Source organism: Erythrobacter mangrovi (genome assembly GCF_013260645.1).
Taxonomy (GTDB): domain Bacteria; phylum Pseudomonadota; class Alphaproteobacteria; order Sphingomonadales; family Sphingomonadaceae; genus Qipengyuania; species Qipengyuania mangrovi.
Map to the genome: position 1 here is coordinate 729,461 of NZ_CP053921.1, position 13,254 is coordinate 742,714.

Below are 13,254 nucleotides of genomic sequence, written 5' to 3' on the forward strand. Positions count from 1 at the left end.
AATTCTGCGCAAATCGCCATTCTGGCACCTCCCGCGCCGTCACCCTTCTGGCAGCACATCTGTCACCCTGGCCCATGCCGTCTTCGCCAGCCAATGCCACCGAAGGCCAAGCGTAGGAAAGTGAAGCTTGCTCGACACGCGCGGGGAGCAGGCTATGACACGGCGCATGAGCTGGAACACATTCGGACGCGTGCTGCGCTTCACCACCTGGGGGGAAAGCCATGGCCCCGCGATTGGCGCGGTGGTCGACGGGTGCCCGCCGGGCATCGCGCTGGCCGAGAGCGACATCCAGCCTTTCCTCGATGCGCGCAAGCCGGGGCAGAACAAGTTCACCACCCAGCGGCAGGAAGCTGACGAGGTCCGCATCCTGTCGGGCGTGTTCGAGGGCAAGACCACGGGCACACCGATCAGCCTGCTGATCGAGAACACCGACCAGCGATCGAAGGATTATTCGGAGATCGCCAATACCTACCGCCCCGGCCATGCCGACTATGCCTATGACGCGAAATACGGCTTTCGCGACTATCGCGGCGGCGGGCGCAGCTCGGCGCGCGAAACCGCGATGCGGGTGGCGGCGGGCGCGGTGGCGCGGCTGGTGATCCCCGAGGTGACGATCCTCGCCTATGTCGCCGAAATCGGCGGCGATGCGGTGGATCCGGCCAATTTCGACGCGGCAGAGATTGCACGCAATCCCTTCTGGTGCCCCGATGCGGCGGCGGCCGAGCGCTGGGAAGCGCTGGTCGACGATGCGCGCAAGGCAGGCAGCTCGCTCGGCGCGGTGGTCGAATGCGTCGCCACCGGTGTGCCCGCAGGCTGGGGCGCGCCGATCTATGCCAAGCTCGACGCGGACCTTGCCGCGGGGATGATGAGCATCAATGCGGTCAAGGGCGTCGAGATCGGCGATGGGTTCGGCGCGGCGCGGCTGACCGGCGAAGAGAACGCCGACCCGATGCGACCGGGCAACGACGGCCCGCGCTTCGAGGCGAACCACGCGGGCGGGATCGCGGGCGGCATTTCGACCGGTCAGCCGGTGACCTGCCGCGTGGCGTTCAAGCCGACCAGTTCGATCCTCACCCCGGTCGAAAGCATCACCCGCGACGGCGAGGCGACCGAGGTCCGCACCAAGGGCCGTCACGATCCCTGCGTGGGTATCCGCGGCACGCCCGTGGTCGAAGCGATGTTGGCGCTGGTGCTGGCCGATCACAAGCTGCTCCACCGGGCGCAATGCGGTTGAACAGGGAATGAGTCGCAATCTTTACGGGCGACCTGCCGCTCTTGATTGAGATTGGATCGGTTCGCGCACGCATGACTACAGACCGCCTGAAGATCTGGCTGCTGGCGCCACTCATCCTGCTTGCCTTCGCCGGGAATTCGCTGCTCGCGCGCGCCGCGCTGGCCGATGCGGCCAACAGTCCTGGCGCTTTTGCCGCGGTCCGGCTGGGTGCCGGAGCGGTGCTGCTTGTCGGTTTCGCGATTGCAGGCCGGTTTTCGATCATGCCGCAGCGACGCGACATGTCGACGGTTGCCGCACTGTTCGTCTATGCGCTGGGCTTTGCTCTGGCCTATGTCTCGATGGGCGCGGCAAGCGGCGCGCTGATCCTGTTCGCGGCGGTCCAGGCGACGATCATCGGTGTGGGTCTCTTGCGGGGCGACCGCATCGGGTCGCTGCAGGCGGTGGGGCTGGTGATCGCACTCGCAGGCGTCGGCTGGCTGCTGTTCCCCGGCCTTACCGCCCCGCGCCCGGTGCCTGCACTGCTGATGGCCGCTGCGGGGGTCGCATGGGGTATCTACAGCACGGTCAATAGCGGCGATGATTCCCCCACCGCACGCACCGCACGCAATTTCTGCGGGGCCGCGGTGCTTGGGCTGGTTGCGTTGCTGGTTCTTCCCTTCGAGCTGACGCCTACCGGCTGGATGCTGGCAACGGTATCGGGCGCGGTCACCTCCGCGTTGGGCTATGTCTTGTGGTACGCCTTCCTGCCGCATGTGCAGCGGCTCGTCGCCGCCAGCCTGCAGCTTTCCGTGCCAGCGATCACCGCCGTGGGGGCAGCGCTGTTGCTGGGCGAAGCGATCGGGCTGCGGCTGATCGTCGCCAGCACCCTGATCATTGCCGGCATCGCGCTGACCCTGCGCCGCTAGGAAAGCTTCCGCTGGTGGGGGCGCCAGATCCTGCTATACAGCGGGCAACGACAACAGACTCGGGCCGCAGGGTCGTAGAACCCTTGTGAGGAGTCTGGGTATGACGATCAGACGAAAAGTTGGTGCTGCTCTGGCACTGGTCGTGCTTGCCTCTCCGGCCCTGGCCGGTGAGATAACCGGTAACGGGAAATACACGCCGGTGCATTTCTATACAGCGAGCTCAATCTGTTCCTTCAGTGGGTACAACGACACGCCCGGTGAGGACGGCTTCGGCCAGGTCCAGGCCTATGGCATGCTGGTGAAGGCATTTGGCGGCTTTTCGCCGGGCTTTGAGTTCCATCCGGGGCAAGCCTGCCGCGGCTGAATTGGACAGGCTCGCCATGGGACCGGCGAGCCTGTTCGCCCCAGACTTGGTAATCTGAAACTAACGGTACTCCGAAAGCGGAGGTTAGCCGGACTGTGTCATTCTGGCATAGAGAAGCGGCGATCTGCGGGGTATCGTTCAACGCTTCTCGAAAAGCTTGTCTTCCATTTGCGGGTATCGGATAGATCGCGCCTGCAACGGCTGAAGTCGGAAGGACAACTGATGAAAGCGACATGTCGACCACGCTCGGGATCCAAGGTCCAGTACGAAGTGCTGGAATTGACGCCGGGCGGATGCCTGATCGATGCGCGGGCCTGGATGCCGCGCGAGGGCGAGAGCATTTCGGTCTGGCTGGAAGGGCTGGAACCGCTCGCCGGCACGGTGGTGTGGGCGGAAGACGGCAAGGCCGGCATCGCCTTCGAACAATTGCTGCACGAGGCCGTCTATAGTCGGCTGATGCAAAGCGCCGCCTAAGGCCGCCCCACGGCCATCCACGCCCTATCCCGAACCCTTGCGTTGCGCTGGGCGCAAGGGAATCACATAGACGTTGCACTTTTCGAAAGTGTCGCGTGATTGATCGAAAATTCCGATATTCGCTATCGCACAAAATCACTTTTGTGCGTCGCAACACTCCCTATTTGAGCTCCATCGAATTCAACCCAAATTCACGGAGAATCAACGCAATGGGTATCATCGGATCGCAGCTCAAGCCGTTCAGCGCCACCGCCTTCCAGGCCGGTAAGGACTTCTTCCAGGTCACCGACGAAGACGTGCGCGGCAAGTGGGCCGTGTTCTTCTTCTACCCGGCCGACTTCACCTTCGTCTGCCCGACCGAGCTCGAAGACCTGGGCGAGCACTACGACATGCTCCAGAAGCTGGGCGTGGAAGTCTATGCCGTCTCGACCGACACGCACTTCAGCCACAAGGCCTGGCACGATACTTCGGAAAAGATCGGCAAGCTCAACTTCCCGTTCCTCGGCGACCAGAACCACAACCTCGCGACCAATTTCGACGTGCTGCGTGAAGGTGCCGGCCTCGCCGATCGCGCGACCTTCGTCATCGACCCCGATGGCGTGATCCAGCTGGTCGAGCAGACCTGCGAAGGCGTCGGCCGCAATGCCAACGAACTGGTCCGCAAGATCCGCGCTGCCCAGTACGTGCGCAACAACCCCGGCCAGGTCTGCCCGGCCGCATGGGAAGAAGGCGAAGAAACCCTCGCGCCGTCGCTCGACCTCGTCGGCAAGATCTGACGCGCGACACCAGAAGATTGGGCGGGCGTACATGGGTCGCCCGCCCATGAACCCGAGCAATGGTCTCGGGTCGCTGGAAGGCCCGGGGTAACCCCTACCTCCCCCCTCGCCCCGGGCCTTTTCGCTTCGCATCGTTCCGCCCCAACCGACATTCGGAGCCTCTCCATGCTCGACGCCACGATGAAACAGCAGCTGACCGCCTATCTCGCCAATCTGCGCGAGCCGGTGGAACTGGTCGCTTCGCTCGATGACAGCGCGAAGAGCGCGCAGACGCGCGAACTGCTCGAGGAAATCGCCGCGCTGCACGACATGGTCCGCGCAAGCTTCGATGGAACCGATGCGCGCAAGCCCAGCTTCGTGATCCGTCGCGCCAGCGATGCGGAAAAGTGGGTTCGCTTTGCCGGCCTGCCGATGGGCCACGAATTCACCTCGCTGGTGCTCGCACTGCTATGGGCCGGGGGCCATCCGCCCAAGGTCGACGCCGATTTGATCGAACAGGTCCGCGGGCTGGAGGGCGACTATCATTTCGAGATGTATTTCTCGCTGTCCTGCCACAATTGCCCGGACGTGGTGCAGGCGCTGACGCTGATGGCGCTAGAGAACCCGCGCATCACCGTAACGCTGATCGAAGGCGGGACCTACAAGGACGAAGTCGAAGCACGCGAAGTCATGGCCGTGCCGGCAACCTTCCTCAACGGCGAACCGTTCTGGAACGGCAAGATGGAGTTGGCCGAGATCCTCGGCCGCCTCGACAGCGATGCCGATGCCAAGGCGGCGGAAAGGCTTGCCGCGAAAGAGCCTTTCGAAGTGCTGGTTATCGGCGGCGGCCCGGCCGGCGCCGCGACCGCGATCTACACCGCGCGCAAGGGCTTTCGCACCGGCATCGCGGCGGAACGCTTCGGCGGCCAGCTGCACGACACGCTCGGCATCGAGAACCTGCCCGGCACGCCCTATACCGAAGGGCCCAAGCTGGCGGGCGAACTCAAACGCCATGTCGGCGAATACGACATCGACCTGATGGACCTCGCCAAGGCGGTAAAGCTCGTCCCGGCCAAGGCCGAAGGTGGCCTGCACACCATCGAGCTGGGCAACGGCGCCAGCCTCAAGGCCCGCAGCCTGATCCTCGCCAGCGGTGCCCGCTGGCGCAACCTCGGCGTCCCGGGCGAGGCGGAATATCGCAACAAGGGTGTGGCCTATTGCCCGCACTGCGACGGGCCGCTGTTCAAGGGCAAGCGCATTGCGGTGATCGGCGGCGGCAATTCGGGCGTCGAAGCGGCGATCGACCTCGCCAAGATCGTCGGCCATGTCACGCTGATCGAATATGACGACAAGCTGCGCGCCGACGAGGTGCTGCAGGCCAAGCTGCACTCGCTCGGCAACGTCGAGATCGTCACGAGCGGCCAGACCACCGAGATCACCGGCAAGGACGGCAAGGTCGACGGCCTGGTGCTCAAGGACCGCAAGTCCGGCGAAGAGCGCCGCATCGCGCTGGAGGGCGTATTCGTCCAGATCGGCCTCGTCCCCAACACCGAATGGTTGCAGGACAGCGGGCTGGAACTGTCCAGGTTCGGCGAGATCATGACCGACGCCGAAGGGCGCACGAACCTGCCCGGCATCTTCGGTGCAGGCGACGTAACCGACGTACCCTACAAGCAGATCGTGGTGGCGATGGGCGAAGGCTCGAAGGCGGGCCTTTCGGCCTTCGACTACCTCATCCGTACCGAACCGGCCGAGGACATCGCCGAAGCCGCCTGAACCACCAGCGAACGCCACCCAAGACCGCCGCGATCCGCATGGATTCGCGGCGCTTCTTGCGTGGGAATGGGGCGCTCCACTCAATCGCCTCAGGCAATCAATTTGAACCGATTAATCGATTGGACGGATCACCGCCAAACCGTCATCCTCCACTGGTAGCGAGGGGAAGTCCCCGAGTCTCAAGTAGAGGAGAGAGCATCCATGGACGCGAAAACCGGTTCGATCAGCGGTGAATGCCCGTACCAGCACGACATGGGCGCGCGCAGCCTGCTGGGCCGCACGAACGACGATTGGTGGCCCAACAACATCCCTCTCAACCTGATGAGCGATCGCGGTCTGTCTCCCAACCCGCTGGGTGAGGATTTCGACTATGCCGCGGCCTTCAAGACGCTAGACTATGCGGCGCTGAAGGCCGACCTGACCGCGCTGATGACCGACAGCCAGGATTGGTGGCCGGCCGACTATGGCCATTACGGCCCTTTCATGATCCGCATGGCATGGCACGCGGCAGGCACCTATCGCATCCATGACGGCCGCGGCGGTGCGGGCGAGGGCCAGCAGCGTTTCGCCCCGCTCAACAGCTGGCCCGACAACGGCAATCTCGACAAGGCCCGCCGCCTGCTGTGGCCGATCAAGCAGAAGTATGGCGATGCGCTGAGCTGGGCCGACCTCTTCGTGCTCGCGGGCAATGTTGCCATCGAATCGATGGGTGGCCCGACCTTCGGATTCGGCGGTGGCCGCCCCGACGTCTTCTATCCCGAGAAGGTCTATTGGGGCACCGAAGACGAGTGGGTGAACACCGGCGCGCAGACCCGCAACCAACCGGACAAGGGCTGGTCGATCGAAGACCCGCTCGCCGCGATCCAGATGGGCCTGATCTACGTCAACCCGGAAGGCCCGGGCGGTAATCCCAACGACATGGCCGGGATGGCGCGCGACATGCGCGACACTTTCGAGCGCATGGCGATGGATGACGAGGAAACCGTTGCGCTGACCGCCGGCGGGCATACCTTCGGCAAGTGTCACGGCAATGGCGATGCCAGCCTGCTCGGCCCGGCGCCCGAAGGGGCCGACATGGCCTCACAGGGCTTCGGCTGGCACAACCCCAACGCCGACGGCCTGCCGGATTCGGCGATCACTTCGGGCATCGAAGGCCCGTGGACCAACACACCGTTCGAATGGACGCAGAACTATTTCCGGCTGCTGTTCAAATACGAATACAAGCTGGTGAAATCGCCTGCCGGTGCGAACATGTGGACCCCGATCGATCCCGATCCGGCCGACCTGGCCCCATCCGCCGGTGATCCGAACGTCAAGGTCCCGACGATCATGACCACCGCCGACATGGCGCTGAAGATGGACCCGGAATACCGCAAGATTTCCGCCCGCTTCGCCGAGGATCACGAGGCATTCAAGGATGCCTTCGCCCGCGCGTGGTTCAAGCTGACCCACCGCGACATGGGTCCGAAGTCGCGCTACCTCGGCCCCGAAGTGCCGGCCGAAGACCTGATCTGGCAGGATCCGGTTCCCGCCGGGACCAAGCCGTCGGACGCCGATGTGGCCGCGTTCAAGGCGGCGGTGCTCGTTAGCGGACTGACTGTCAGCGAGCTGGTCAAGGCGGCCTGGGCCTCGGCCTCGACCTATCGCCGAACCGATCATCGCGGCGGTGCCAACGGCGCGCGGGTGCGGCTTGCCCCGCAGTCGGGCTGGGCGGTGAACGACCCGGACGAACTGGCCAAGGTCCTCGCCAAGCTTGACGAGCTGCGCGGCAGCCTGTCGATGGCCGATGCGATCGTCCTCGCCGGCACGGCGGCAGTCGAGAAGGCGGCCAAGGATGCCGGCCACAGCGTTACCGCCAAGGTTTCGACCGGGCGCGGCGATGCTTCTGCCGAACAGACCGATGCCGATAGCTTCGAATGGCTCAAGCCGCTGGCCGATGGCTTCCGCAACTACCGTTCGGGTAAGCTCAGCGTCTCGACCGAGGACCTGCTGGTCGATCGCGCCGACCTGTTGGGCCTGACCGTTCCGGAAATGACGGTGCTGGTCGGCGGACTGCGCGTGCTGGGCGCCAATGCCGGCAACACCAGCCATGGCGTCTTCACCGACCGCAAGGGGCAGCTGACCAACGACTTCTTCGTCAACCTGCTCGACATGTCGACCAAGTGGTCGGCGGCCGATGCGGACGAGGAAGAATTCGAAGGCACCTGCCGCAAGACCGGCGCGAAGAAGTACACCGCAACCCGGGCCGACCTGGTGTTCGGTTCGAATTCGCAGCTGCGCGCGGTCGCCGAAGTCTATGCCCAGAACGGCAATGAGGCGAAGTTCGTGAAGGACTTCGTCGCCGCCTGGACCAAGGTGATGGACGCAGACCGCTTCGACCTCGCCTGAGACGCATGCGATCGCAAGAGAAGTGCCCCCGGCAGCGATGCCGGGGGCTTTTTCGTAGGCTTTGGCGAAAGCCAGCGATCCTATTCCTGCGGCGCAATCGGAATGGCGATCGGTCGGACTGGCGCGCCGCTGGCGCCCTTCAGTTTCAACGGTGACGCCACGAACAGGAATTCGTGGACGCCCTCGCGCGCAAGATCTTCCAGCCACACGCTTTCCATGAAGGGCATTCCACGCTCGGCGAGCAGATAGGTGTGGATCGGGGCGAAATTCTCCGGATTGGCAGAGGGAAAGCTCTCAAGCCCGAAGTTGTCGCTCCCGAGCATGATCGCCCCGGTTTCCTCGGCGAGCCATTTGGCGGCTTCGAGGCCGATCCCTGGTTCGATGAAGAGGCTGCGCCCGGTCGCATCGGGCCAGCTGGTCATCTGGCCGGTCCTGATCAGGACCACATCCCCAGCGCGAATCTGCGAACCCTGCCTGGCGAGCGCCGCCTTGAGGTCGTTGACGGTGATGACATAGGACGGGGGGAGGCGTTCCAGTCCCTTCGCTCCTGCCACGTCAATCAAGGTCCCCCGGGCGATGATTGGGGGGTAATTCTCCGCGCCCGAACTGCTCCAGCCCCGGACCCCAAGTGCATCCTTGGCGTCGGCGCCGTTCCAGATCTTGCCATGCAGTCCGAAGTGCGGAAGCGCATCGAGGTGGGTCCCGGCGTGGCTGCTCATGAAGATCGCCTCGCTGGTATGCGATACCAGCTCACTGTCCCCCGAGCGGGAAGGGCTGTGGGTCAGGAACAATTGGTACTTAGGGTCACCGAACGCATCGGCACAGCAATCCGGCATGCCGACGAAGAGCTCGACACCCAGGTCATAGACCTGCCCGCCTGCAACAATCCGCATGGCGTCCAGCCTGCTCCGGTCCGACATCTTGCCGAGCGTTCCAGCCTGGGCCTGCTCGGCCGCCGGTTCTGCCTGCTGATCCGCCTGCAAAGGTGACAACGGGAGGGCGGCTAGGACCAATGCCAGAGACTTGAGCACTAGACCCGGGCGCGTTCGGATTGCTTGAAACATCTTGGACTCCACATGTTGAGACAAGGGTCGGTCGATCCTCGCGCGAGCAGTGATCAGACCGTGCCGACCCACGACTTCGACAACTGGATCGCGCATAAACGCAATTGAACTGTTGAATTTCGCAAATCGGAAATGCAAAATTGCAAGAATGAAGGATTGGGACGATTTGCGATATTTTCTCGCGGTGGCGCGCAGCGGCTCCATTCGCGCCGCAGCGTCGGACCTTGCGGTGAACAGCTCGACGGTTTCGCGTCGGATCGCATCGTTCGAAGCCCGGGCCAACCAGCTGCTGTTCGATCGTTCTGCTGCCGGTTACGAGTTGACCGAAGCCGGATTGCAGATCTTCGAATCCGTCGAACGGATAGAGCAGGAGGCCAATGCGGTCGGGCGCCAGTTGCTGGGCCGTGACTCAGACCTCAAGGGCCCCCTCAAGATCACGATGCCGAACACCATCGCCACGCGACTGATCATGCCGGATCTGGTGCAGTTTGCCGATACCTACCCCGAGATTGAGCTGGCGATCGACGTGTCCATGTCCATGGCCGACCTCGTCCGTCGGCAGGCGGACGTCGCCATTCGGGTGTCGAACGATCCACCGGGCCATTTGTTCGGCCGCCGCTTGGTGAAATATGCCCGGTCGATCTATGCATCGCACGGCTATCTCGCGCGGGTCGGCGATCACAAGGACGCTTCCAGACACCAATGGATCGGTTGGGAAGACAAGGTCGTCCGCCCCCAATGGGTTCGCGAAAGCCCCCACCCTGAGACCGCGATAAAGCACCGGATTCCCAACACGCTGGCACATCTCGAAGCCGCCCGGAATGGGTTGGGCTTGTGCATGCTGCCCTGCTTTATCGGCGATACCGAGCCGACGCTGGCGCGGGTCGACGCAGCTTTTTCGGAACCCGACCGGGATATCTGGATTCTGACGCATGAAGACCTGCGTCATACGGCCCGTGTCCGTCGTTTCATGGAATTCGCAGCGAAGGCGATCTTGTCCAAGAAGGACCTGCTGGAAGGTCGACGCGCGGCATCCGAATCATCAATTGCCGACCATACAGGTCGCTGAATTTCCACCTTCCTGAGTGGATATCACCGCTCGCGCCTGAGCACGATGTAGAGCGCCCCGTCGCCGCCGTGGCGCTGGTGCGCGCGGCGGACCGCAGCGATCGCGGAGTGATGGCTCGATGCGGCCAGCCAGTCGAGCACCTTGGCACGGATCGCCCCGCGCCGCTCGGCCCGGTCCGCCGCCTCCACTGGGCGCGACTTGCCGGTTACCAGCAGGACCGTGCGCACGCCCATCGCGCGGGCCTGCGCGATTCCGCTCATCAGCCGGCCATAGGCCGCATCGAGGTTGTGTCCGTGCAGGTCGAGCGTGAGTTCGGGCTGCAGCGTGCCCGCCTTGAGCCGCCGGTCCCAATGCGAATCGAGCCCCTGCGGCTTGGGTTGCAGCGGCACGGGCAGGGCCTTCTGCTTGGGTGTGGCGGGTGGAGGAGTCTTGGCCTTGGGCTTGGACTTCTCGACCGGGACAACGGCCGCGATCGGCGGCACCGGCTTGCGCGGATGCAGGGGCTGCACGGTAGCGGCGAGCTTCTCCCAGGCGGCGCTTTCCTCCGCGGTCAGGCCACGCGGCGCGCTCACTGCGACTGGAGGCGGGCAAGGGTCCCGCGTGGCAGCAGGACCAGCGCAGAGCCGCGCCCGCTCATCCCTCCGGCGATGGTCCGCGCGTCGGCGCCATTGCCCCAGAAGGTATCGAAGCGGTTGAGCCCCTTGATCGCGCCGCCGGTATCCTGCGCGATCCACAATCCGTCAGCCTCGTTGCGGTCGAGGTCGAGGAACACCGGGGCACCGAGCGGCACGAAATTGGGATCGACCGCCACCGATGCTTCGCGCCGCACCGGCACTTCGAGCGCACCCAGCGGCCCGTCGGTGGTCAGTTCGCGGAAGAAGATCCAACTCTTGTTGAGCCGCATCAGCTCGCGCCCCCCTTCGGGGTAGTCGTGGATGTACTGGATGATCCCCTGCATCGAGCCGGGATACTTGCCCGGCCCTTCGCCGAGCAGGCCGCGTTCGCGCATGACCGAGCCGATGCCGACATATTCGCGACCGTTCTGCCCGGCATAGCCAATCCGCATCAGCGAACCGTCGGGCAGGCGCAGCAGGCCCGAACCCTGGATCTGGAGGAAGAAGAATTCGATCGGGTCGGCCGCCCAGGCGATCTCGAGGCCCCGGCCTTCGAGCGCCCCGTCCTCGATCTCAGCCCTCTCGAAATAGGGGACGAAATTGCCGGACGCATCATAGCGCCCCAGCGGCGGGCGACCGGTCCGCTCGCTCTCGGGCATATCGGCCGGCCAGGCGCGCACCAGGTCGTCGGGCAGGCGGTAGACGGGCACGTCGTATCCCGGCGCCCTGGTGCGGCTGCCGCGAATCTCGGGCTCGAAATAGCCGGTTGCGAAGGCCGCGCCATCGCCGACGCGGGCCGCCTCGAAATAGGTGGTGAAGAAACGTTGCGCATCGCCGATCGGCCAGCCCTGCGCCGCTTCGCAAGCCGGGCGCCAGTCCTCCGCAACGGTAAGGCCGCTGCCGTCCTTGCGGGTAAGCAGCTTGGGACAGGATTCGATGAAGGAGGACAGCGCCGTCCCGGCATCGCCGGGTGCAATGCCAAGCGAGTTCACGTCCGGCCCGCGGGTCACCCCGGCGAAGGCAGCCGACGCGACGGTGGTCGCAACCGGGGGCGTGCCGATCGAACGGGGAGGAGAAGCCTGGGGAACGACGCGCACGCAACCGGCAAGCAGCACCATCGCCGCAAGGACCAGCCAGCCGCGCATACTCCCTCCCTTGGCGTCGTTACGAAATGGCGGGCGATCAGCCCTGGTCGGTCTCGTCGAGCACCCAGTCGGGCGAGCGGGCATCGATATTGCGCGAGAAAGTCCACACGTCGCGGCTTTCGATCGCATCGTCGAGCGAACCGGCCACGACATTGCCGTCCTTGTCACGGGTGACGGCGGCGATGTCGGCGACGAACAGCACCGCGATGCGCGCGATCCGGCCATCGAGTTCGGCCGAACGCACAGTGGCGTCCTCGATTCGGATCAGGCGGTTGTCGAGCGTTTCGCCCGCTGCCTCGCGCGCGTCGATCGCGCCGGTGAAACCGGCATAGACATCGTCGTCGGTCAATTCGCGCAGCGTGGCCTTGTCACCCTTCCAGAAGGAGTCGAGAATCAGGCCATAGGCGCCCTTGGCGCCTTCGAGGAAGGCGAGCAGGTCGAAACGCGGATCGGCCGCGGCGATGGCGCGGATCCCGGCTTCGTTCGCGGGCACGCGATTGTCGGTGGAGCGCAGCGTCACCGGCTGGCGCAGCGGGGTCGGCTCCGCCATGGGCGGCTGGACCGCGTCGCCGCGATCGAAGCGATGCGCAATCGCCTCCTCCTCATGCTCCGACCGGCGACCAAGCACCGAATAGAGGCGCAGCCCGAGGAAGGCGGCGATCATGGCGAGGATGACGATTTCGGTAATCACAATTCGGTAGTCCGCTAGTCCCTGTCAGCACAGGAGGTTCCTTGCTGTCCTGCCCTAGATAGGGAAGAATTACAAACCGACAATGTTCCTACGATGAACGATATCGCCCATGCGACCGGCGTTTTGCCGCGCATTGCTAGGCGATGCGGCAAGTGCTAGGCGCGCGCAACCAAGCGCCCGGGGCCCGGCAAGACGGCTTCGGGTATTATCTGACCTGTTTTGAAAGATGTGCTGACATGGCCGATGAAGGCGACGTTCTGACCAACCTCAATCTCGATCCCGCAGCCGGTGCCAATGGCGCCGATAACCAGCCTGCGGTCGGTGTCATCACGCAGTACGTGAAGGACCTGTCGGTCGAGAACCCCAATGCCCCCGCCTGTTTCCAGTGGGCCGGGCAGCCGCAGCTCGATGTGCAGTTCAACATCGGTGCCGACGCCGTCAGCGACGAGACGCATGAAGTAACGCTCAAGATCACCGCCAACGCCAAGGTGGATCAGGGCCAACTCTACCTCGTCGAGCTTACCTATTGCGGCCTGATCGGCATCCGCAACCTACCCGATGAGCACGCGCACGCCTTCCTCTTCGCCGAGGCGCCGCGCCTGCTGTTCCCCTTCGCCCGCCGCGTGATCGGCGATGCGACCCGCGATGCCGGTTTTCCGCCGCTGATGCTCGACCCGATCGATTTCGGTTCGCTGTATCAGCAGCAGCTCGCCGCACGCGCGGCGGAGCAAGGTACGGTCACCACAGCCCCGGGCGGCCAGGCCTGACGCCGGAC

Annotated in this window: 13 protein-coding genes; 9 read left to right on the forward strand and 4 right to left on the reverse strand. The window is 64.6% G+C overall.

Features of this window, described 5'->3' with window-relative positions; all coding sequences use genetic code 11:
• Positions 1-166 precede the first annotated feature (166 nt).
• The 7 genes from aroC to katG all read left to right on the forward strand — a co-directional run bounded on the left by aroC (position 167) and on the right by katG (position 7,896).
• Positions 167-1,234, forward strand: coding sequence for a chorismate synthase (gene aroC, locus HQR01_RS03820; protein WP_173212715.1), 1,068 nt, complete (start codon positions 167-169; stop codon positions 1,232-1,234).
• Positions 1,235-1,305: 71 nt separating this feature from the next.
• A complete protein-coding gene (locus HQR01_RS03825; RefSeq protein WP_199800355.1) occupies positions 1,306-2,139 on the forward strand; it encodes a DMT family transporter in 834 nt (277 codons plus the stop codon).
• A gap of 100 nt (positions 2,140-2,239) precedes the next feature.
• Positions 2,240-2,503 carry a hypothetical protein gene (locus HQR01_RS03830; RefSeq protein ID WP_173212717.1) on the forward strand — a complete coding sequence of 88 codons (264 nt, stop codon included), beginning with the start codon at positions 2,240-2,242 and terminating at the stop codon, positions 2,501-2,503.
• Positions 2,504-2,725: 222 nt separating this feature from the next.
• Entirely contained in the window at positions 2,726-2,977 is a 252-nt protein-coding gene (locus tag HQR01_RS03835) for a PilZ domain-containing protein (RefSeq protein ID WP_173212718.1), read from the forward strand.
• A 209-nt stretch (positions 2,978-3,186) separates the two neighbouring features.
• A complete protein-coding gene (ahpC, locus tag HQR01_RS03840; RefSeq protein WP_173212719.1) occupies positions 3,187-3,753 on the forward strand; it encodes an alkyl hydroperoxide reductase subunit C in 567 nt (188 codons plus the stop codon).
• 165 nt (positions 3,754-3,918) lie between these two features.
• The gene (gene ahpF, locus HQR01_RS03845) at positions 3,919-5,508 is read left to right on the forward strand and encodes an alkyl hydroperoxide reductase subunit F (protein ID WP_173212720.1); all 1,590 of its coding nucleotides are present in this window, start codon (positions 3,919-3,921) and stop codon (positions 5,506-5,508) included.
• Between the two features lie 201 nt (positions 5,509-5,709).
• Complete coding sequence (katG, locus tag HQR01_RS03850) at positions 5,710-7,896, forward strand: catalase/peroxidase HPI (protein WP_173212721.1); 2,187 nt, start codon at positions 5,710-5,712, stop codon at positions 7,894-7,896.
• Positions 7,897-7,976: 80 nt separating this feature from the next.
• Here katG and HQR01_RS03855 read toward each other — a convergent pair whose 3' ends face one another.
• A complete protein-coding gene (locus tag HQR01_RS03855) occupies positions 7,977-8,888 on the reverse strand; it encodes a cyclase family protein (protein WP_199800356.1) in 912 nt (303 codons plus the stop codon).
• Positions 8,889-9,108: 220 nt separating this feature from the next.
• Here HQR01_RS03855 and HQR01_RS03860 point away from each other — a divergent pair, with 220 nt between their 5' ends.
• Positions 9,109-10,029, forward strand: coding sequence for a LysR family transcriptional regulator (locus HQR01_RS03860; RefSeq protein WP_173212723.1), 921 nt, complete (start codon positions 9,109-9,111; stop codon positions 10,027-10,029).
• Between the two features lie 23 nt (positions 10,030-10,052).
• Here the strand turns inward: HQR01_RS03860 and HQR01_RS03865 are convergent, their stop codons facing one another.
• From HQR01_RS03865 to HQR01_RS03875, 3 genes are read right to left on the reverse strand one after another with little or no spacing between them, the layout of a single operon-like run.
• Positions 10,053-10,601 carry a Smr/MutS family protein gene (locus HQR01_RS03865; protein ID WP_173212724.1) on the reverse strand — a complete coding sequence of 183 codons (549 nt, stop codon included), beginning with the start codon at positions 10,599-10,601 and terminating at the stop codon, positions 10,053-10,055.
• Complete coding sequence (gene mltA / locus HQR01_RS03870) at positions 10,598-11,788, reverse strand: murein transglycosylase A (RefSeq protein WP_173212726.1); 1,191 nt, start codon at positions 11,786-11,788, stop codon at positions 10,598-10,600. Before mltA ends, HQR01_RS03865 begins: the two co-directional genes overlap by 4 nt.
• Before the next feature lie 37 nt (positions 11,789-11,825).
• Complete coding sequence (locus HQR01_RS03875; protein ID WP_173212728.1) at positions 11,826-12,479, reverse strand: Tim44/TimA family putative adaptor protein; 654 nt, start codon at positions 12,477-12,479, stop codon at positions 11,826-11,828.
• 236 nt (positions 12,480-12,715) lie between these two features.
• Between HQR01_RS03875 and secB the strand changes: the two genes are divergently transcribed.
• Complete coding sequence (gene secB, locus HQR01_RS03880; RefSeq protein WP_173212729.1) at positions 12,716-13,246, forward strand: protein-export chaperone SecB; 531 nt, start codon at positions 12,716-12,718, stop codon at positions 13,244-13,246.
• Positions 13,247-13,254 lie beyond the last annotated feature (8 nt).

Bases quoted from the DNA above. Each gene is read 5' to 3' on its own strand.
- aroC (WP_173212715.1), top strand. From the start codon at position 167: ATGAGCTGGAACACATTCGGACGCGTGCTGCGCTTCACCACCTGGGGG.
- HQR01_RS03825 (WP_199800355.1), top strand. From the start codon at position 1,306: ATGACTACAGACCGCCTGAAGATCTGGCTGCTGGCGCCACTCATCCTG.
- HQR01_RS03830 (WP_173212717.1), top strand. From the start codon at position 2,240: ATGACGATCAGACGAAAAGTTGGTGCTGCTCTGGCACTGGTCGTGCTT.
- HQR01_RS03835 (WP_173212718.1), top strand. From the start codon at position 2,726: ATGAAAGCGACATGTCGACCACGCTCGGGATCCAAGGTCCAGTACGAA.
- ahpC (WP_173212719.1), top strand. From the start codon at position 3,187: ATGGGTATCATCGGATCGCAGCTCAAGCCGTTCAGCGCCACCGCCTTC.
- ahpF (WP_173212720.1), top strand. From the start codon at position 3,919: ATGCTCGACGCCACGATGAAACAGCAGCTGACCGCCTATCTCGCCAAT.
- katG (WP_173212721.1), top strand. From the start codon at position 5,710: ATGGACGCGAAAACCGGTTCGATCAGCGGTGAATGCCCGTACCAGCAC.
- HQR01_RS03860 (WP_173212723.1), top strand. From the start codon at position 9,109: ATGAAGGATTGGGACGATTTGCGATATTTTCTCGCGGTGGCGCGCAGC.
- mltA (WP_173212726.1), bottom strand. From the start codon at position 11,788: ATGCGCGGCTGGCTGGTCCTTGCGGCGATGGTGCTGCTTGCCGGTTGC.
- secB (WP_173212729.1), top strand. From the start codon at position 12,716: ATGGCCGATGAAGGCGACGTTCTGACCAACCTCAATCTCGATCCCGCA.